The sequence below is a fragment of the Psychrobacter frigidicola genome (assembly GCF_007997305.1).
Lineage (GTDB): Bacteria > Pseudomonadota > Gammaproteobacteria > Pseudomonadales > Moraxellaceae > Psychrobacter > Psychrobacter frigidicola.
Genome location: NZ_VORZ01000001.1, coordinates 1440201 through 1460487, shown reverse-complemented (window position 1 = coordinate 1460487; position 20287 = coordinate 1440201). Strand labels below are relative to the sequence as shown.

Annotated in this window: 22 protein-coding genes and 2 pseudogenes; 17 read left to right on the top strand and 7 right to left on the bottom strand. The window is 41.7% G+C overall.

What is annotated here, in order from left to right:
• The first annotated feature begins 3 nt into the window (after positions 1–3).
• The 11 genes from torD to ES754_RS05940 all read left to right on the top strand — a co-directional run bounded on the left by torD (position 4) and on the right by ES754_RS05940 (position 8771).
• Positions 4–693, top strand: a complete 690-nt coding sequence (gene torD, locus ES754_RS05990; protein WP_227677938.1) for a molecular chaperone TorD — start codon at positions 4–6, stop codon at positions 691–693.
• Between the two features lie 96 nt (positions 694–789).
• Positions 790–2079 carry a molybdopterin molybdotransferase MoeA gene (locus ES754_RS05985; protein ID WP_147223339.1) on the top strand — a complete coding sequence of 430 codons (1290 nt, stop codon included), beginning with the start codon at positions 790–792 and terminating at the stop codon, positions 2077–2079.
• 248 nt (positions 2080–2327) lie between these two features.
• Positions 2328–3458 (top strand): GTP 3',8-cyclase MoaA, encoded by a 1131-nt coding sequence (moaA, locus tag ES754_RS05980; RefSeq protein ID WP_147222936.1) that lies wholly within the window; start codon positions 2328–2330, stop codon positions 3456–3458.
• Positions 3459–3526: 68 nt separating this feature from the next.
• Positions 3527–4072, top strand: a complete 546-nt coding sequence (moaB, locus tag ES754_RS05975; protein WP_147222934.1) for a molybdenum cofactor biosynthesis protein B — start codon at positions 3527–3529, stop codon at positions 4070–4072.
• Complete coding sequence (gene mobA / locus ES754_RS05970; protein ID WP_227677940.1) at positions 4059–4814, top strand: molybdenum cofactor guanylyltransferase; 756 nt, start codon at positions 4059–4061, stop codon at positions 4812–4814. Before moaB ends, mobA begins: the two co-directional genes overlap by 14 nt.
• A 34-nt stretch (positions 4815–4848) precedes the next feature.
• Positions 4849–5379: a cyclic pyranopterin monophosphate synthase MoaC gene (moaC, locus tag ES754_RS05965; RefSeq protein WP_147222932.1), complete on the top strand. Its 531-nt coding sequence runs from the start codon at positions 4849–4851 to the stop codon at positions 5377–5379.
• 21 nt (positions 5380–5400) lie between these two features.
• Positions 5401–5703: a MoaD/ThiS family protein gene (locus ES754_RS05960; RefSeq protein WP_147222930.1), complete on the top strand. Its 303-nt coding sequence runs from the start codon at positions 5401–5403 to the stop codon at positions 5701–5703.
• 2 nt (positions 5704–5705) lie between these two features.
• A complete protein-coding gene (locus ES754_RS05955) occupies positions 5706–6239 on the top strand; it encodes a molybdopterin synthase catalytic subunit (RefSeq protein ID WP_147222928.1) in 534 nt (177 codons plus the stop codon).
• A 265-nt stretch (positions 6240–6504) separates the two neighbouring features.
• The gene (modA, locus tag ES754_RS05950) at positions 6505–7464 is read left to right on the top strand and encodes a molybdate ABC transporter substrate-binding protein (protein ID WP_227677942.1); all 960 of its coding nucleotides are present in this window, start codon (positions 6505–6507) and stop codon (positions 7462–7464) included.
• Between the two features lie 31 nt (positions 7465–7495).
• Positions 7496–8197 (top strand): molybdate ABC transporter permease subunit, encoded by a 702-nt coding sequence (gene modB / locus ES754_RS05945; protein WP_147222926.1) that lies wholly within the window; start codon positions 7496–7498, stop codon positions 8195–8197.
• Positions 8198–8330: 133 nt separating this feature from the next.
• On the top strand, positions 8331–8771 hold the full coding sequence (locus ES754_RS05940; RefSeq protein WP_147222924.1) for a CopD family protein: 441 nt from the start codon (positions 8331–8333) through the stop codon (positions 8769–8771).
• A 129-nt stretch (positions 8772–8900) separates the two neighbouring features.
• Here ES754_RS05940 and ES754_RS12425 read toward each other — a convergent pair.
• A pseudogene (locus ES754_RS12425) lies at positions 8901–9008 on the bottom strand (manganese efflux pump MntP); the annotation flags it as partial.
• A 14-nt stretch (positions 9009–9022) separates the two neighbouring features.
• Here ES754_RS12425 and ES754_RS05930 point away from each other — a divergent pair.
• Positions 9023–9460: pseudogene (locus ES754_RS05930) on the top strand (DUF421 domain-containing protein); the annotation flags it as partial.
• A gap of 36 nt (positions 9461–9496) precedes the next feature.
• Here the strand turns inward: ES754_RS05930 and uvrA are convergent.
• Both uvrA and ES754_RS05920 read right to left on the bottom strand, forming a co-directional pair.
• Entirely contained in the window at positions 9497–12085 is a 2589-nt protein-coding gene (gene uvrA / locus ES754_RS05925; protein ID WP_147222922.1) for an excinuclease ABC subunit UvrA, read from the bottom strand.
• A gap of 373 nt (positions 12086–12458) precedes the next feature.
• Positions 12459–12842, bottom strand: a complete 384-nt coding sequence (locus ES754_RS05920) for a VOC family protein (RefSeq protein WP_147222920.1) — start codon at positions 12840–12842, stop codon at positions 12459–12461.
• Between the two features lie 440 nt (positions 12843–13282).
• On the opposite strand from ES754_RS05920, the gene ES754_RS05915 reads away from it, so the two are divergent.
• Both ES754_RS05915 and ES754_RS05910 read left to right on the top strand, forming a co-directional pair.
• The gene (locus tag ES754_RS05915) at positions 13283–14398 is read left to right on the top strand and encodes an S-(hydroxymethyl)glutathione dehydrogenase/class III alcohol dehydrogenase (RefSeq protein ID WP_476705275.1); all 1116 of its coding nucleotides are present in this window, start codon (positions 13283–13285) and stop codon (positions 14396–14398) included.
• A gap of 261 nt (positions 14399–14659) precedes the next feature.
• Positions 14660–15349, top strand: a complete 690-nt coding sequence (locus ES754_RS05910) for a hypothetical protein (protein ID WP_147222916.1) — start codon at positions 14660–14662, stop codon at positions 15347–15349.
• A gap of 327 nt (positions 15350–15676) precedes the next feature.
• Here ES754_RS05910 and ES754_RS05905 read toward each other — a convergent pair whose 3' ends face one another.
• Positions 15677–15925 carry a DUF2164 domain-containing protein gene (locus ES754_RS05905; RefSeq protein WP_147222914.1) on the bottom strand — a complete coding sequence of 83 codons (249 nt, stop codon included), beginning with the start codon at positions 15923–15925 and terminating at the stop codon, positions 15677–15679.
• A gap of 115 nt (positions 15926–16040) precedes the next feature.
• Here ES754_RS05905 and ES754_RS05900 point away from each other — a divergent pair, with 115 nt between their 5' ends.
• The 3 genes from ES754_RS05900 to ES754_RS05890 all read left to right on the top strand — a co-directional run bounded on the left by ES754_RS05900 (position 16041) and on the right by ES754_RS05890 (position 17650).
• Positions 16041–16451 carry a PACE efflux transporter gene (locus tag ES754_RS05900; RefSeq protein ID WP_147222912.1) on the top strand — a complete coding sequence of 137 codons (411 nt, stop codon included), beginning with the start codon at positions 16041–16043 and terminating at the stop codon, positions 16449–16451.
• Positions 16452–16633: 182 nt separating this feature from the next.
• A complete protein-coding gene (locus ES754_RS05895; RefSeq protein ID WP_147222910.1) occupies positions 16634–17020 on the top strand; it encodes a tautomerase family protein in 387 nt (128 codons plus the stop codon).
• A gap of 54 nt (positions 17021–17074) precedes the next feature.
• A complete protein-coding gene (locus ES754_RS05890) occupies positions 17075–17650 on the top strand; it encodes a GNAT family N-acetyltransferase (protein ID WP_147222908.1) in 576 nt (191 codons plus the stop codon).
• On the opposite strand, the gene ES754_RS05885 is transcribed toward ES754_RS05890, so the two are convergent.
• The 3 genes from ES754_RS05885 to ES754_RS05875 all read right to left on the bottom strand — a co-directional run bounded on the left by ES754_RS05885 (position 17617) and on the right by ES754_RS05875 (position 20171).
• On the bottom strand, positions 17617–18312 hold the full coding sequence (locus ES754_RS05885; protein ID WP_147222906.1) for a class I SAM-dependent methyltransferase: 696 nt from the start codon (positions 18310–18312) through the stop codon (positions 17617–17619). The two genes, ES754_RS05890 and ES754_RS05885, sit on opposite strands and share 34 nt — an antisense overlap.
• Positions 18313–18754: 442 nt before the next feature.
• Positions 18755–19369, bottom strand: a complete 615-nt coding sequence (locus tag ES754_RS05880) for a hypothetical protein (RefSeq protein ID WP_147222904.1) — start codon at positions 19367–19369, stop codon at positions 18755–18757.
• 148 nt (positions 19370–19517) lie between these two features.
• Entirely contained in the window at positions 19518–20171 is a 654-nt protein-coding gene (locus ES754_RS05875) for a hypothetical protein (protein WP_147222902.1), read from the bottom strand.
• Between the last annotated feature and the right edge of the window lie 116 nt (positions 20172–20287).

The window sequence follows — 20287 nt, the reverse complement described above, 5'->3', positions numbered from 1 at the left end:
TAAATGAACATAACTGAAGATAAAATCAACATCAATGAAGAATGGCAAGCTGCTAGTCCGGCACGTTCTGCACTTTATCGTTGGTTTGCAGATGTTTTCGCACGTGAGCTGACCTCGGCGACTTTAGATGAATGGCAGCAGAATCAAGCTTACGATAACCTTCATGAGGTGTTTGTTAGTCTCGGACTTGAGCAATATAGTAATCGCGTGAAAGCGGCCATTGATGATTTACAGCAATTTCCTAAAGAGCATCGTGCTATTGAGCTTGCCGCAGATTTTGCCCAGGTTTTCTTACTCAGTGGTGATGATAGTGCACCGCCTTACGCTTCTTATTATCTGAGCAGCGATAAACATCTTTATGGCAAGCCTGCAGCGCAAATGATGCGTTTTCTTGATAGCCAGCAGCTAAGTTTACATCCTGAATTTCGTGAGCCGAATGACCATTTAAGTGTTTATTTTATCGTTATGAGTTTATGGATTAATAAAAGTATTGAGCAACAGCTGGAGATGGTTAACACAGCACAAGAACAAATTGATTTTCTTGATAGTGCTTTACTCAATTGGTTACCGCAGTTCACTGCACTCTGTCAAAAAATAAACGTAAAAACAGATATTTATCCTGCCCTTGCTGCTTTGGCCGAGCAGTTTGTCATAGAAGACAGGGCGGGATTAGAGAGCATAGTGGTTAGCTAGCTTATTAATAATGAGTATCTTGAATAAGGTAGGTGACTGCTTTAAGCTCAGTGATGTTAATTTATAGGCCATCAGACATAAGTGAGTATAAATCTAGTGATTACCCTCGAAGCACTTCAGCAAGCCATAACCCAGCGTATTGAGAGCTACAATCAAGATGATTGTCCTATAGACAAAAGAGCCACACAAACGTGTGCCCTGTTAGAGAGTCAAAATCATATACTTGCACAAGATATCATCTCACCTTTTACCGTCCCTAGAAACAATCTATCGGCGATGGACGGCTATAGCGTTGCTGCCGGTAGCGACCTGAGCAAAGACGCGACTATCGATATTATTGGAGAGTCGCAGGCCGGTACACCGTTCACTGGTAATCTACAGGCAGGTCAGGGCGTGCGTATCTTTACGGGCGCTGTGGTTCCAAGTGATTGCGATACGGTCATCATGCAAGAAAATACTAACTTCTTGGATATTAGAGAGTCGCTCGACAAGTCAAAAACTTATCCCATTACTTTATCTCAAGCTGTCGAAGTTGATGAGCATATTCGCAAACAAGGTGAAGAGATTGAATCAGGTGAGGTGGTATTAACCGCTGGTAAACGCTTAAATCCTGCTGATATTAGCTTGCTTGCTAATCTAGGGGTCGATAAAGTCGATATCTATAAACCGTTAGTGGTTGGAGTATTGGCGACTGGTGATGAGCTAGTTGCCTTAGGGGCGCCACTGAAAAGCTTGGCACAGATTTATAATTCCAATACCCCGACGCTTAAAAGTATGTTATCTGACTTGCCAGTGATTATTCATGACTATGGCATTATCCCTGATGATTTGGATAAGACCACAGCTGCCGTCACTAAAGCCATGCACGACTGTGATGTATTGATTTCTACCGCTGGGGTGTCAGTAGGGGATTATGATTTTTTAACCACTGTCGTTGAGAAGTTGGGTCAGATAAATCACTATAAGGTAGCGATGAAGCCGGGCAAACCTTTTGTGTTTGGTGAGCTAAATAAAGACCTCGATAAGCCCGTATTATACTTTGGCTTACCCGGCAATCCTTTGTCTACCGTCGTTGGTACTTTACAGCTAATTATTCCTGCGCTATGGCGTTTATCAGGCGTAAGCGCTAATGACTTACCAATGACTGTAAAAGTGCAAGCAACTCTACAAGACGATATTAAAAAGTCAGTGGGTCGCAAAGACTTCCAACGGGCGATATTATCGCAAGATGAGAATGGCGAGTTTCAAGTGAAAGGTTTTCCAAAGCAGCAGTCACATCGTATCAAGCAACTTAGTAACGCCAACTGTCTAATCGTTTTGGCACAAGAAGCTGGCAATGTGACAGCAGGCGAGAAGGTAGAAGTGCAGTTATTTCCTTGGTCGTAATACTTGATAATGAGCCCAATTAAAACCAGTTGTTAACATAGTTTTTCATTACTTTACCCTACGAGTCTTATACCTAATGTCATTTATTTTAACGTTAGGTATAAGACTCGTAGGGTTAATTGTTATCTACCGCTAATTTGTTATAATAGCTATTCATTATAATGATTGTTAAATAAAAATTATTCACTCATAACCCGAGGCAACGCCTAAAAGTACACAACCTATTCAACACTAATGGTAATACTACTATGACCTATCACGCCCCCACAATAGGGAATGCTCAATTGTATTCACCTGTGGCAACCCCTGTTATCTTTGATGGTCAAACCCCTTCTATCATTGATGCGGCTGTTGATAATCTGCTTATTGACTCACCTACCTCTATTAGCGACAGCAATAGCCATCAACCATTAACAGACAGTTTCTCTAGACGTCTGACTTATCTGCGCCTGTCCATTACAGATTTTTGTAATTTCCGCTGTGAATACTGCCTGCCCAATGGGTATCAAGGTAAACGCCCTGATGACGAGCTAAGCGTGTCTGAGATTGCCACCTTGATAAGTGGCTTTGCCCAAGTGGGCACTGAAAAGGTGCGCATTACTGGCGGTGAGCCTTCTATTCGCCGCGATGTCGTCGATATTATTGACACGATTAAAAGCACTGACGGTATTAAGACGGTCGCCATGACCAGTAATGGCTATAAACTTGGCAAGCATTTAGCCAATTGGAATCGTGCTGGGCTGAATCAAATTAATATCAGTATGGATAGCTTCGATGCCGCTACCTTTCATAAGATGACCGGTTTTGATATGTTGCCGCAGTTATTGACTGATATGGATAAATTGTTAGAGACCACGGATATTAAGCTCAAGATAAACAGTATATTAATGGCAGAAAACGCTTTTGAAAATTTAATTAGAGCTATGGACTATGTTAAAAGTCGTCCGGTAATTTATCGTTTCATCGAATTTATGCAGACCAGTGACAACAGCGATTTGTTTTTTGCTCAGCATGCGCAATCGGATATTATTACTGAATATTTATTGGCGCATGGCTGGCAAGCTAACGCGCGTGGTAGTGCCGATGGGCCAGCGATAGAGTACAGTCATCCAGATTACGTTGGCCGTATTGGTATGATTGCGCCGTATGCCGCCCATTTTTGTGATAACTGTAACCGCTTGCGGGTCAGTAGCTTAGGTAAGGTGCATTTGTGTTTATTCGACCAAGGTAACTACGACATTCGTAAGTATCTACGTCAGAATGACGTTGATGGTCTCATTGCTACGCTGCGAAGCTTTATGCCTATCAAGCCTGAACATCATCATTTGCACGAATCTAATAGCGGTATGATGAATAATTTATCAATGATTGGTGGTTAAACTCAATTATTACTACTTCTACAACTATTAAATAACAGCCATTAAAGAATAACTATTAAGGAACACCTATGTCCAAACCTGCTGCTGAATTTATCCCGCTTAATATTGCTATCTTGACGGTTTCTGATAGTCGCACAATTGATGAAGACACCTCGGGTCAGTATTTGGTCGACCAACTGACAGCTGCTGGTCACAACCTTGCTGATCGTCAGCTTATTACCGATGATATTTATAATATTCGTGCCGTTATCAGTGGCTGGATTGCCGACGCAAATATACACGCGGTTATTACTACTGGCGGCACTGGTTTTTTCATTCGTGACAGTATGCCTGAAGCGGTCAGTGTCTTATTTGACAAGTCTATTGATGGTTTTGGTGAGATGTTCCGCTTAATCTCAAAAGACGATATTGGCATGTCTACTATTCAGTCGCGAGCGATTGCAGGTATGGCCAATAGTACTGGCATTTTCTGCCTACCAGGTTCAACGGGCGCTTGTCGCACTGGTTGGGAAGGTATCTTAAAAGAACAATTCGATAGCCGTACGCGTCCGTGTAACTTTGTTCCGCATTTTATGCGTGCCAATCCCAGCCATGAAGCTCATGACCATGGATAGTCCTTTGCCAAGTTTGGCTGGTATTGTGATTCTAGCTGGCGGCAATTCCAGACGTATGGGCACACCCAAAGCTAAGCTCACTTTACCAACTACTGAAACCTTGCTGGACTATCATGTTCGGCAGGCTATCAAGTTAAATGTGCCTATTATGATTGCGGATAATGGTCGCAGTTTTACAGTAGATGCCGAATTATTAGCAAGCAATCCAGAGCTGTCAATTTCTCATATTGCTGATTACCGTTCTGCTTCTATATCAGATAATAATAAGATAGAAGAGTCAAATACCAGTACTACAGACGGGCCGTTGGTAGCGATTGAATCGGCGTTGCAAATATTGGTTAACGATGCTACTGCTACTGAGCAAGCGTCATGGTTGATGGTGATTAGCTGTGATAGCTTAATTACGGCTCACGACTTGTGGCAGGAATTGAATCCTTACATTGATACAACCGCTGAGGATATGGCGGCTATTCAAGCTAGCGTTCAATCGACTATTCAAGCAGTGGGTAAATCCATAGTTTGTCTTACTGATAATGAACATTTATATCCGCTGTTAGGGCTTTACCGGTTAAGTATTGAACCTGATTTACGTGCTTATATTGATAATGGGGAGCGGAAGGTTATGACGTTTATTGAGCCTATTACGCAGGCCGTTCCAGTGGTAAAAGAATGGTTGCCATTGACCAACTTTAATACTCCTGAAGATTTTGAGCGTGCCTGTGCCGCTTTATATGATTTATAGACCGTAATATTCATAAAATAATGAGAGTTTCTAGATGAGCGCCAATGCCAAACACCAGAACACTCAGGCTAATTCAATATCTCCTGCTTTATCCCATTTAGACAGTAATGGCGATATAAATATGGTGGATGTGAGTGGTAAGACTGCAACGACCAGAGAAGCCCATGCTAGCGGGCAGGTGCGTTTTCCAAGTGACATTTATACCCAGATTAAAGCAGCTGATGGCATGACCAAAAAAGGCAGTATCACGCAGACCGCCCACATCGCTGGTATTATGGCGGCTAAGCGTACCCACGAACTGATTCCATTATGTCATCCACTGCCGTTAGATAAAATCGGTTTAACTTTTCATTATGACGATAGTATGCAGGCGATTACCGTGACCGCAACGGTCAAAGTAACGCATAAAACTGGGGTTGAAATGGAAGCGTTAACCGCGGTTAGCGTGGCCTGTTTGACAATATATGATATGACCAAAGCTATCTCGCACGACATCGTTATTGATGATATCCACCTGATTAATAAAACCGGTGGCAAGTCAGATTACCAGTTTCCATCTAATTAGTTAATAATGGAGAACGCTATTATGTCTATTACAGAAAAAAATGTAGACCAAAGTAAAAATACCGCTACGGCACACAGCACTATGAATATTAATGTTTTATACTTTGCGGGCTTGGCGGATGAAGCCAACTGTAATGAAGAAAAAGTGACCGTGCAGCAGTCAACTTCTTTGATCGATTTATATGAGCAGTTGAATGAAAAATATCGTTTTAGCCGTCCGCAATCGCAACTACGAGTCGCGGTAAATGATTACTTTGTTAAATGGACAGAAGCGATTAATGATGGCGACAATGTGGTGTTTATTGCACCAGTAGCAGGCGGCTAAAGATGACAGATAGTGCGAATAATACCAATGTCGATTTAGAAAGCGACAAAAAAGACGTCCATAGCCAATCAATGCGCATTAATCGTAGCGTTGATGAGGCATACACGATAGCCGAGTGTGATGGCTTTTCCTTATTAGATATTGCTATTGATGAAAGTAGACTGAGAAATATGCTCGATAATGACAGTTGCGGCGCCTTTGTCAGTTTCGAGGGTCGCGTGCGTAATCATAACAACGCCAGTAGTGTTGAACGTTTGAGTTATTATGGTTATGAAGAGTTAGCGATTAATCAAGGTCGGCAAATTATCGAAGAAGCGAAAAGTAAATTCGATATTACGCATGCGATTGCAATTCATCGTATCGGCGCGTTAGAGATAGGCGATATAGCGGTATGGATTGGCGTGGTTTCGTCGCACCGTTATCCTGCCTTTGATGCTTGTCGTTGGATATTGGACACGATTAAGGCTGATATTCCAGTGTGGAAGCAAGAATACTACGAGAATGAAGACTCTAAATGGTTAAGTAACAATGGTTAAGTAATAGCGGTTAAGTCTAATTAGCCATAGTTAACAGTAAAATAATAATTATAAAGTAATAACAGTCGATAAGTAACAAGAAAGGAATCACGGCTAAGTAAGAATAGTTTTAGGGCTATTTTTACTTAGTCGTTTTAGTATCTCTTTTCAAAGCTGTCTTTAATATCTTTTCGAAACAGAGCGTGTTTCAAAGTCGTGCAAGTATTTATCGTAGTAATAACATTACCAGTTTGCGCGTATTGTAGTTAATCAGAGGAGATATACTATGAAAACCAGTGAATTAGGAGGCTATAGCATGACAAAAAGCAGTCAAACTTTAATGCAGCGTGTAACTGGCGCCTCCAAAACAGTGCTAACTATTGGTGCTTCCGCTTGTATCGCCTTTACCTTAGCGTCCTGTACTAAAGAAAATACGACGGATGCTACGGAGCAAGCACCTGTTACGCCTGATGAAGCTATCGTACAACCTAGCGAAACAGCTGCAACATCTAGCGAGACAGTTGTGCAGGGAGAAAAGATACGTATTGCGGCGGCGGCTAACTTAGCGGATGTATTGCCTAAAATCGTTGAAGGCTATAAAGCTGCGAAAAACTTACCTGAGCAAGAAATTGAGCTTACCTTTGCCTCCTCTGGCAAATTATATGCGCAAATGCAGGCCAGCGCCCCTTATGATATTTTCTTATCTGCCAATCAAGAATTCCCTGCGAAGTGGGTTAATGAGCGACCTGCGGATGCTCCTAAGCATGAGGCTTTCACTTATACGCAAGGCCAGCTGACTTTTTATAGTGTGACTAAACCTGTTGGCGAGCTGAACCAGACGACACTAGCAGAGTTATTAGCAAAACAATCTGATGCTAAGATTACGATTGCTAACCCTGAGCTTGCCCCTTATGGCGCATCTGCCAAAGCGTATCTCCAATCACAAAATGTCTATGATGCATTGGATAGCCAAAAACGTTTGATTCAGGCTGAAAACATCGGTCAAACGTTCCAGTATGCCAATACGGGTAGTGTCGACTACGGCTTTGTGGCGCAATCACAAGTGACCGCGATTAAAGCGACTCCAGAACAATTCTACATCTTAGCGCAAGACTCTTATCCTGCTATTTTGCAAGATGGGGTGGTACTTAGTGATGCAGCAGTGGCAACGGACTTTACGAGTTATTTACTATCACCTGCTGGGCAAAAATACTTTGCAGATGCAGGTTATTTAAAAGTTAAATAAGAAGAAGCCATGACGAATTAGTAGTGATATTATGATAGATCAAGCGCTGTTATCAGCGATGCTAACCCCGTTTTGGGTGAGTATTAAGCTCGCTGGTATTACGACCTTGTGTTTGTTATTGCTTGCGACACCGCTTGCCTATTGGTTGGCCAAACCCAGTCGTCGAAACGTCGTTGGGCGCCTTAAAGTAGTATTAATGGGCGTTATTGCTATGCCCTTAGTATTGCCGCCAACAGTCATTGGTTTTTATTTATTACTACTCATGAGTCCAACTTCCAGTTTTGGGAAATGGCTTGTTGAGCATAATATAAGCACTTTTATTTTTACTTTTGAAGGGTTGGTGATCGGCTCTATCATTTACTCGCTACCGTTTTATGTCCAGCCTGTCTACGCCCAGTTTTTGCGTATCCCAACCAGTGTGATGGAAGTTGCGCAGTTATTAGAGCCCAGCCGCCTAAAACGCTTTATAAGAGTGGCACTACCACAGGCTCGTGCTGGCATTGTGCTTGGTGGTCTTGTTAGTTTTGCGCATACCATTGGTGAGTTTGGCGTGGTATTGATGATAGGCGGCAGCATCTCTGGTGAAACAAAGGTTATCTCCATCGCAATATATGAACAAGTCGAGGCGCTTAATTATGAAACGGCGCATATGATGTCAGCGATTCTTATTGTAGTAGGAATGCTCATGGTCATGGCGATAGCGAGCGTGAATAAATTTATTCACCAACAATAAAAACTTTATCTATCAATATCTTATTTAACGTATCTTTTTAACCGCTCCTGATTACTGTTGATTGCAATGCTTACTATATTTGGATTAACCATTACAAATGGCCTCATGCGCCTTTTTTGCGGAATTTAACGTTATGCTTAACTATATACTTATCGCGCATTTATTAGGGGCTACTATCTGGACAGGGGGTCACTTAATATTATCTTTGGTTATTTTACCTAAAGCGCTGTCGACGCGTAATCTTGATGGGTTGCTCCAGTTTGAACAGCAGTTTGAAAAAGTCGGTATGCCAGCTCTCGCTGTGCAAGTACTGACTGGGCTGTGGATGGCGCATATATTACTACCTGATGTCAGCGCTTGGTTTGCCTTTGATAGTGATCTTAGTATTTTGATTGGTCTCAAATTATTACTCTTACTCGCGACTATTATCGTTGCGATACATGCCCGCTTTTTGGTTATCCCCACGTTATCTCCCAGCACTCTTAACGCATTTTCAGTAAATATTATTTTGGTAACGCTGTTATCCGTGAGCTTTGTTGTTGTAGGTACGTTATTCCGTACCGGCTTTAGCTAATATTTAACATCGCAGCGCTAATTGAAAAGGGTCGTGATAGTCCAGTTATTTAGGAGCAAGTACTTCTCTATTTTATTTAGAGTAACTAGAATTACTACAGCTGTTGTTAGCTCAAACTACCATTTTTATTCAATAGCTATCAGTACTAAGCCAGTTTCCTGACTGGCGGTCTATATAGACTCCTAAAATACTTAAAACGCCTGTTGTAAGGGCAATAATTAGGCATGCCAGATAAGCAAGGAAAGGATTGCATGGATTGGGCTAGTGTTTTTATTCATGACACGACATGGTCATTTGCCGCCGAAATCGCAGTACGGGTGGTAGTGATGTTTAGCATGATTATTCTATTTCTACGTTTCACCGGCAAACGTGGCGTTCGGCAACTGTCTATTTTTGAGCTGACAATTATTTTATCTTTGGGTTCTATCGCAGGCGACCCGATGTTTACCGAGGACTTGCCGCTGATTCAAGCCGTCTTGATTATGTCTATCGTGATCTCACTATATCGGCTGTGTACGTGGCTAATGATGAAATATCAGCCTATCGAATATTTTTTAGAAGGAAAATCGCTTTATATTATAGAAGACGGCCTATTAGTACTTGAAAAAGTTAAAGAGGGGAAAATGTCGAATGATGAATTTTTTGCTGAAATGCGCCAGCAAGGCATTGAGCATTTAGTTCAGGTTCGCCCATATTCCCATTTACCACAATAATTCTATAACGTTTTACGACTCACACGCCGCTAATAAAAACGGTGCTGTTCGGCTAACTTTTGACTTGGCCACTTCTGCAGGTGATCCTTGGGCGACAATCTGACCACCTTCGTCGCCAGCCCCTGGGCCAATATCAATAACCCAGTCGCTATTACTGGCAACTTGCATATCATGTTCGACCATAATGACTGTATTACCCGCGTCAACCAGTCCGTTTAATTGCGACATTAACATCTTGACATCTTTGGGATGTAAACCAGTGGTTGGTTCATCAAGCACATAAAGCGTATCGCCGCGTTGTATGCGTTGCAGTTCAGTCGCAAGTTTAATGCGCTGAGCTTCCCCACCTGATAGCTCAGTCGCCGGTTGACCAAGTCGCAAGTAGCCCAGTCCCACTTGTAGCAGGGCATTTAGAGCACGTAAAATGGCAGGTTCATCGCTAAAGAACTCATAAGCGGCTTCAACGGTTAGCGCCAGCACTTCGGCAATATTTTTACCTCGATAGGTTATCTCCAGCGTTTGCTCATTGTAACGCTGCCCATGACAGACTTGGCAAGGGGAATAAACACTGGGCAGAAACAGCAGCTCGACCATCACAAAGCCAAGCCCTTCGCAATTGGGGCAACGACCTTTTACGGTATTAAACGAGAAACGACCGGCATTGTAACGGCGCGCTTTTGCCTCTGGCGTTGACGCAAACAGTTTACGGACGTGGTCGAATAGACCGGTATAAGTAGCTAGGTTTGAGCGCGGTGTACGCCCGATGGCCTTTTGGTCGACCGTTACCAGTCGTTTGACGTCATCCATACCAGCAATAATTCGCCCGCCTGTTGGTATCTCTGACTCTTGTTCGAGTAAATCAGCCTCACCCGTTGGCGCGTCAACCGTCAGTTTTTGTCCTAGTGCCTCATAAATAAGCTCGACCAAAGCCTGACTTACTAAACTTGATTTGCCCGAACCTGATACACCGGTAACGGTGGTCATAACGCCTAGCGGAAACTCAACAGCTAACCCTTGTAAGTTATTACGCTCAACCCCTGCCAGCTTCAGCCACGCTTTGGGCTCTCTTGCGTTTTGTTTTACTTTGGCTGCACTGTTGAAAAGATATTGCGCCGTATGCGAATCAGTCACTTCGCGCAAACCTGCAACAGGGCCACTATAAATAACTTTACCGCCATGAGTGCCAGCATCTGGCCCAACATCCACAATCCAATCCGCGTGCCTGATAACACTGACATCATGCTCAACCACAAACACTGAGTTGCCAGCAGTGATTAGCTCATCCAAAGCACTTAATAGCGCTTGAGTATCTGCCGGATGCAAACCAGCTGACGGTTCATCGAGTACGTACACCACCCCAAACAACTGCGAGCGAATTTGAGTGGCTAAACGTAGCCGTTGTAGCTCACCCGGCGACAAAGTAGGCGTGGTGCGTTCAAGCGAGAGATAACCTAAACCTAGCATCGTCAAGGCTTCCACGCGGGAGAGAATATCACTGGCAATGCGCTGGGCGACAATCGATTTTTCTCGATTTGATTTATCATGGTCTGGGTTTTTATTGGCCGCATCTTGCAGTTTGAGTGCCACTTCGGTCAAGGTCAACTGCGACAACTCACCAATATCAAGTCCGGCAAATTTGACCGATAAGGATTCTTTTTTTAATTTCTTACCGTGGCAATCCGGACATACCGAAATCTGCATAAACTGAGAAACACGTTTTTTAGTAAGTGGGCTTTGGGTGGTCGCAAAGGAGTGCAGGATAAAGTTTTTAGCACTCACATAAGTACCCATATAACTTGGCTTTTCTTCTTTTTCAATCGCCGCACGTACTTGTTCAATATTATATTCCGAATAAACAGGCACTGTTGGCGTCTCGTCAGTAAACAGTATCCAGTCACGGGTTTCTTTTGGCAGCTTGTGCCAAGGTATATCGATATCGTAGCCAAGGGTGGTCAGAATACGGGCAAGGTTCTTACCTTGAAATGCGGGAGGCCATGCCGCAATAGTACGCTCGCTAATGGTTTTACTATCATCAGGAACCAATAGCTTTTCTGTCACCTCAAACACACGCCCAATACCCGAGCAGGTCGGACACGCACCCTCTGGGGTATTGGGCGAAAATGCATCGGCATACAATATTTCTTGACCAGCAGGATATTCGCCAGCCCGTGAATAAAGCATGCGTAGTCCGTTTGAGATAGTGGTGACGCTGCCAACCGACGAGCGTACAGAAGGTGTGCCGCGTTGCTGTTGCAAAGCGACTGCTGGTGGTAGCCCTTCTATTGAATCCACATCAGGCTCGTCCACTTGGTCTATTAATCGCCGCGCATAGGGCGATACTGAGTCAAGGTAGCGACGCTGCGACTCTGCAAATAAAGTTCCAAAGGCCAGTGACGACTTACCTGACCCGGAGATACCCGTAAAAACTACCAAAGCATCACGAGGTAAATCAACATCAACGTTTTTTAAATTATGGACACGCGCGCCTCTGACTTGAATGCTGTGATCGGTAACGCAGGGGTCGGCAGCACGAAGGTTTTTCTTGGTTTTTCTGCTATTGAGTATTGTATTATTCATTGATGTTTCATTATTAGTGGTCATAAAGCAGCGACTCCTATTGAATCATATTTTTAGATGTATTTGAGCGTTAGCCGATAAGGCGTTTCTCAGAGCAGGATTAAATGGTTTTATAAGTTTTTTCCTCCAACGATCACATTGCTACCTAAGAAAGATTCTAACATTGCAGTGCTATAACAGAGCTTTACTCTTACTGACCTAATACGCATTATTAACATAAACTTAGTATTACTAACCTTTGCTCACTCCTATTAAAATTAAAATAACCAGTCTTAATAGTAAGGTTTTAAACGTTATGCTAAGGGCAAAAAAGCCCACATAACTGTAGGCTTTTTTATAATCTAGTATTAAGTAATTAGTCTTCGTTACTACGAATGAGCTATTCGTTAGGCATTTATTATGCTTCTTTAAAACAATAAGCCGTTAGTTTATTACCATCTAAATCGCGAATATAAGCGGCATAGGCGTTAGGTGCCCAATCGCGTGTACCCGGCAGACCTGCATCTTCGCCACCAGCACTTAAACCAGCGGCATGAAACGCATCAACAACCGCACGGCTAGCAGCATCAAAGCTGACAGTAACGCCATTACCGACAGTTGCTGGCTCGCCGTTAACGGGTTTCATTACGAAAAAAGAAGGCGAGTCTTTACCCCATATTGCCCCATTATCACCTAGATCAGCAACGCGTTTTAGGCCTAAAGTATCTAAAACACTATCATAGAATGTACGGGCTCTTTTTAAATCGTTGGTACCAACGGCGACGTGAGTAAAAATGCTCATAGTTTTCTCTCTAGGTTGTGGATGAGTTTTGATAAATGGTGTGCTAGCGAAGCCTAATAGGTTTGCGGCTTCGCCTAGTGATAGCAGATATCATATAGTGTTCTACCTAGAAGGTAATGAGCTAAATAGTAAATAACTTTTACTGGTCAGTAATAATTGTCTACTCTTTAAGTAAGCTAACAAAGAATTTGGCAACTTTAATAAGCTTCTACTGACGGATTACACTTTTTTATTGCAGCGTTACAAGTCAGGCCTACCTATACAAGGTCAGTAATATTAGAATTGCACTGGTATTTTATAGTCTGTAAGCTGCACTTATTAAGAGTGCATTGATTATAATCTAAAGCTCAATACTCCAGTCATTTGTGATTTAACTATAAAAAACCAGTTATTAAAAGTCCAATTAACTAAAAAGAGAGACTAATATGTCAGACAAGTTTATTAAATCTAGAGCCGCCGTTGCGTGGGGGCCAAACCAGCCACTATCGATTGAAGAAGTCGACGTCATGTTGCCGCGTAAAGGTGAAGTGTTGGTAAAAATCCTTGCCAGCGGCGTCTGTCATACTGATGCGTACACTTTATCTGGGGAAGACCCAGAAGGCGTATTTCCAGCGATTTTAGGTCATGAAGGCGGCGGTATCGTTGAGCAAATCGGCGAGGGCGTGACCAGCGTCCAAGTTGGCGATCACGTTATTCCTTTATACACCGCAGAATGTGGCGTGTGTAAAATGTGTCTATCAGGTAAAACCAACTTGTGCTCTGCAGTACGTGAAACTCAAGGTAAAGGCTTAATGCCAGACGGCACCACGCGTTTCTATAAAGATGGCGAACCTATTTACCATTATATGGGCTGCTCAACTTTCTCTGAATACACCGTGTTGCCAGAGATTTCTTTAGCCAAAGTTGATAAAGATGCCCCACTAGAAAAAGTTTGCCTACTTGGTTGTGGTGTGACTACCGGTATGGGCGCAGTCATGAATACGGCAAAGGTTGAAGAAGGCTCTACTGTCGCAATCTTTGGTCTTGGTGGCATTGGTCTAGCCGCTGTTATTGGCGCAAAAATGGCCAAAGCCAGCCGTATTATCGGTATTGATATTAACGAAGACAAGTTTGAGTTGGCGAAGAAGTTAGGTGCAACCGATTGTATCAATCCGAAAGATTATGATAAGCCCATTCAGGATGTCATCGTTGAGATGACGGATGGCGGCGTTGATTATTCATTCGAATGTATCGGTAATGTCGATATCATGCGTTCAGCGCTTGAGTGCTGCCATAAAGGGTGGGGCGAGTCGGTTATCATCGGCGTCGCTGGCGCAGGGAAAGAGATCTCAACCCGTCCCTTCCAGCTAGTAACGGGTCGCGTCTGGAAAGGTTCGGCATTTGGCGGTGTGAAAGGCCGTTCAGAACTACCCGGCTACGTCGATCGTTATATGCAAGGTGACATCCCATTAAATGACTTTATTACGCACACTATGCCACTTGAAGATATTAATGAAGCGTTTGAGCTCATGGAGAAAGGTGAAAGTATCCGTTCGGTTATTCATTTTGAGGCGTAAGCTATAATCGCTAAGTTTTAACTCTCTAGTAAAAAATGCTGACCTATAAAGGTCAGCATTTTTTGTTTTAAGAAAGCTGCTTTGAAATAGACCATTTAATAGCAGTCGTTTAGACGAAAATCTACTTGTCAGATAAAATGTTAGGTCAATACCACTAAGCCTTTAGGGGTATATTTGTAGCAATACGTTGACTAAACAAGGATTCTGACATAGTATCGAGTATCAAGATATTCTACATAGTATTATAAAAAGGATAAAACCATGTCAAATAAATCTTTGAATAACAAAGACATAGATAATGATGTATTGGAATCTTCTAAGAAAAATACCGTAGAGTCTGACAAGAAGGACAAATCTGATAAGAAAGACAAATCTGACAAGAAAGACAAATCTGACAAGAAAGACAAATCTGATAAGAAAGACAAATCTGACAAGAAAGACAAATCTGACAAGAAAGACAAATCTGATAAGAAAGACAAATCTGATAAGAAAGACAAATCTGATAAGAAAGATAAGTCTGATAAGAAAGATAAGTCTGATAAGAAAGATAAGTCTGACAAGAAACAAGGTAAAGAACAGAAGAAGCAAGATAAGATAGACGCTAAAGAACAAAAAAAGCAGGACAAGATAGATGCTAAAGAACAAAAAAAGCAAGATAAGATAGATGCTAAAGAACAGAAAAAGCAAGATAAGATAGATGCTAAAGAACAGAAAAAGCAGGACAAGATAAACGACAAAGAGCAAAAAAAGCAAGATAAGATAGATGCTAAAGAACAGAAAAAGCAAGACAAGATAGACGATAAAGAATTTAAGAAGCAGCAAAAAATACGAGATAAGAAAAATCAGAAGGCTCAGAAAAAGCAAGATCAAATAGACAGTAAGGTTCAGAAAAAACGAGATAAGAAAAAAGGTAAGATTCAGAACGAACAAGATAAGAAATGGCAATTCTGAAACTTCTAAGAAAGCTATTATTTCTAAAAAGGCCATTGTTTAATGAGATCTTGGCTTATAATTTCTTTAGAAACCGATAGCTAATGTAAAAGAAAACCGTAAGAATATTACTGAGAATAAAGAGCAATACCAACACATGATAGATAAATTGGAAAGCTGTTTATTAGTTTAACAAGTAGATATCATGGTGTTATCGATCCAGTTCTAGACGCTAAAACTAAGCGTTTAGAACTGGATTTTTTATTGTCATTTTTTGGTTATATCTGTAGCTTAATAAAGGTAGGGTAAATGATGTAGTATATATAAACTTATTTTATTATCACATATTTAATCTTTTTTAAAGCTATGTATATCTTCTAAGATACCCGTGAACCTGTCGTATAACCAAGGCTCCATATCATCAACCACTTGACTGTATAAATGCGGGCCTATCGTTTCAATGATAAAATCTAATAAGAATCGGGCAGGTAAATTACCAATATCGACATCAAACTCTTCTGTCATGTACACTCTAAGCTGATCCAAAACCAACTCTTCTGCTTCATCTGATAAGTTTATTAGTTTGTCTTTACTCATATTAACGTCTCCAACGTGAGGGTTATTGACTCAAAATCGTATACACTTCAATTTTGATATGAGAGTGTAACAGATACAATTTGTCCCTACATGACTGAACCAATTAGGAAGCTTAATGCGTACCACCAAAGATCGGATTCGCCACACTCTAGGCTTTGAGATAATCGGCTTAATTATCTTCGCACCGTTAGCAAGCTTGGTATTCGGCTATGACCTCCAACTTATGGGTGTTATAGCAGTAGTCGCCTCTATTATCGCTACGGTATGGAACTTTTTTTATAATCTATTATTTGATCATGCCATGCTGAGACTGCGCGGCGACGTGCGTAAAACCATTTTGATACGAGTCATTCACGCGCTACTATTTGAGGGCGGTCTGCTATTATTGTTTATGCCGATGATAGCTTGGTACTTAGGGATTACATTATGGGAAGCCTTCATCATGGATATCGCTATGGCGACCTTTTATGTGGTGTACGCCTTTATTTATAACTGGATTTATGACAAGGTTTATCCTATTCCGTAAGCCTGCCTTTTGTCCCGCAAGAGCAGATTATCTGCAATAGAACGAAATGCAAAGAATGCTCGCATCTAAATTACTACCCTAATAAATTTGCAAGTATGAATAACAAAAGGCTCAACAGTAATCTGATTTTTTGCTTTGATTGTTTAGCGCTATACTAATTATTTTTAACTATAGACTTTATTATGATTGTTATTTACGGTATTAAAGAAAACCTGAACCCCATTAAATCTGCATTATCTGACGTGATTCATGGCTGTATGCAGTCGGTTCTAGGGTTGCCAGAAGATAAACGCGCCCAGCGGTTTATTCCTCTTGAAGTCGACGACTTCTATTATCCTAGCGGTAGATCGGCGGCATATACTGTCATCGAAATTAACATGATGCAAGGACGTACTGTTGCCACGCAAAAGGCGCTTATTAAAGCCTTATTTCAGCAAATTGAATTACACATAGGCATCTTACCGATAGACATTGAAATTACGATTAAGGAACAGCCTGCCCATTGTTGGGGCTTTCGCGGGATGACCGGAGACGAGGCGCGTGATCTAAAGTATAAGGTAAATGTGTGATTTGAATAAAGGCAGATAGTTTAAAATTTATTAAAATGAAAAAGATTAAATAATATGAACGTAGAATCATTAGAAACCCAACGCCTTTATTTACGTCAGTGGCAGCCAAGCGATTTTGCAACATTTGCTGCTATGAATGCCGATCCAGAGATCATGCGCTACTTTCCTAAGCTATTATCAGCAGCAGTGAGTGATGTCATTGCCAATAAATGTCAACAGCTTATCAAAGATAATGGCTGGGGATTTTGGGCGCTCAGTCTAAAAAGTGATTTAAAAAAGGCTGATAATTTTATCGGTTTTGTCGGTTTGAATGCAACGCATGCTGATCTACCGTTTGCGCCAAGCGTAGAGATTGGCTGGCGACTACATAAAGATTATTGGGGACAAGGTTATGCTACTGAGGCTGCGCAGGCCTCATTAAAGTTTGCTTTTGAAGAGTTGCATCTTACTGAAGTAGTGGCATTTACCGCTGTTATTAATAGACCCTCTCAAAAGGTTATGCTGCGTATCGGCATGACGAATACGCAGGATAACTTTTATCATCCTATGCTTGAAACCAATCATGTCCTTGCTAAGCATGTGTTATATAAGATTACTCAGGAGCAATGGCGTGAAGCTATGGACAGTTGACCATCCCGTGAGAACGTCAGAATATATCCCTTAAAAGGCTGCTCAAGATAAGCCGTATCTTCCGGTTTAGCATGATCACTGCTAAAACCAAACTCTATCATCTTATTGGTTAGTTTGTTTTTACGTCCACGGCCAGGGTCTACGATGATGACTTCACAAGTTGGCTTAGCATGACGCTCAATGAAGTCTGCCAATATCGCTATATGCTGGTCTTCATAGAGTAAGTCGCTACCGATAATTATATCGAATTTGCCAAGACTGCTATTATCTTCTGCCCAGTCTAGTCGCTCAAAAACGATCTCTTTATCATTATTCAGCAAGGTATTCTTATCAAGGAAGTATTCAACCGTCGGGTGATAGTCAGTGGCGGTAATATCGGCATGGCGATGATTGAGCAGTAAGCTAGATAGCGCCATTCCGCATCCCACTTCTAAAATACGCTTGCCTGCAATATCATAGTCAAGCATATGATTGGCCAGTACCAAGCTTGATGGCCAAATGACACCGAACAACGGCCACGATGCTGAGCAAATACCTAGATTTAGCGCCTCGTCATCAGGGTCACTAAATTGTTGGTTGTCACGTAGAGTACAAATATGAATATCAGTATTGCCAATTTCAATCGTTTGATAACGCACACGCACAGCAGTAAGCGAAGTCATAAACTATCCTAAAAAAAAGCAAGATTGCAAAGGTTGGCAGAAGTTGCCAGTATTAAAGGCTATAAATAAGGAGGAAAAGTAGCGGTTGAATAATTAATTTTTTATAGAAAGTAGCATAAAAAGACAGGTAGTTTTAAATGTTTTATATAGGCATGACAATAGTATGACGTATAGGAATGCAAGTGATTGTTATTTCGCAGGGGCTTATTATTACTATGGTTTTGACAGAGCAATGATGACTTACGCGGCGGGGTTGTATTGATAAGCGGTGAAGCGTTTAGAAAACTACCCAGACAAGTTTTTAGAGGCGTTATCTTTGAGCACCTCATGCTTAATCAAGAGGCACAAATATATGAGAGGTATTATAACGTTACGGCTTAGCGGCTTTTTTTCAGTATAAAAAGAAGTTCTGCCTTAAAGTTGCTGGTTTTTAAAAAAGGTATTAGCTTTCAAATTTGAGTCCAGAGGTTTTAATGCCCCAAATCAGCTCGACAAAGGCGCGATTATTAGTCAAGGGTTCACCGTCAATGATTAACGCGTAGCCATCTTTATCAATCCACAAGAATACGAAGCTGGTATCAGGTACTAATAAGTCTACTTCCTGAAAGAATGAAATGGCACGACTTCCCACTGACCAACCGCGCTGCTTTTGCCGGATCATAAAACCTGAAAAATCAGCTGCCGCCACACTAAGCATGTCAGCTTCTTCTTGACTGTAGCCAATACGTGCCAAACAAAACCCTTCGTCTGATGCGATGGCAGCACGGCGCTTACCTGATAAGCTTGCGACCACGTAAGGTAAGAATTGATCAAGAGGTAGGTTCGGAGCGGGTAAAAAAGTAGACAGCCTTTCAATAAAGCCTTGCTCAACAAAACCATCTAACCATAGCTCTGGATACTCCTCTAGCCAAGTCGCCACTAGCACAGTCTCACGATGTGATAGTAATGCTTGGAGTGCTAACTGCATTGCAGTTGGCTCATTTTGTGAAAATGCTTCAAATACGCCAGCAGGTGTCAGGGTAATATAAGTTTTGTCAGCATTATCAAAAATGGACATAAAAGCTACCTTGTTGAAAGTTTTAAAGTGAGCATCACAGCAAACGGTAATTGGTATAAATAAGTATTAATTTGCTATATATGACTGTCTATATTTTTCTGACATAATTAAATGTCGAAGATGCAATCATATGGCCGCTAGCACTGATTTATTGGTGTTCTACTTTGGCTTCGGGAGCAGGTTCTGAACTGGATCCCGTCTGTTCTAGACGCTGTTGACAGTCACTCCAGCCCTCATTAAATTGCCAATCACTTTTTCCCAAACGGAACCAAACAATGGAGAAGGCGAGGCGGTCGTTACAGGCTAAGCAATGGGCAAAGAATTCATTCTCAATTTGTTCAACTGTATGCCAGTCTTCGTTATCACGCGCAGTCATCAGCTCATTAGTAATATTTTTAGCAACTTCTTTAGCGTCATCGCTACTAATACGCAAACGGTGTGTGTCAACATTGAGCGACGGTGTTACGAGCACACTCCAGCGTGTTGCAAAGACACTGCTGTACTTAATGTAGTCGAGTTTGTTAATACAGTTATGAAAGGCTTGTTCTATTTGTGGATGCAGGCGTCCTTGAGTACGCTCAAATATCTCTTCAACATCGTAAGGAATATCGTACCAACAACCATAGAAAAAGTCAGCCATAGCGCCTTGCAAGGGCTCTTTTTCATTCAATAATAAGGCGGCATTGATACGCTGCTCATGATAATAGCGATTATTGGGAACAACGAATATTTTGCGCGAGAAGTAGCGAAAGGTTTTGCGTGCTGCCAGTTCACTCTCATCAGTTGTAGGTAAGTCGGCCATGACGGTATCCTTGATTTTAGAGTTAGTACTGTAGGTAAAGGCGCGCGCAGCATTTTTGGAACTATTTTTATAGCATAATCATTATAAATAATTATGAAGCAGAATTTTAAAGTATT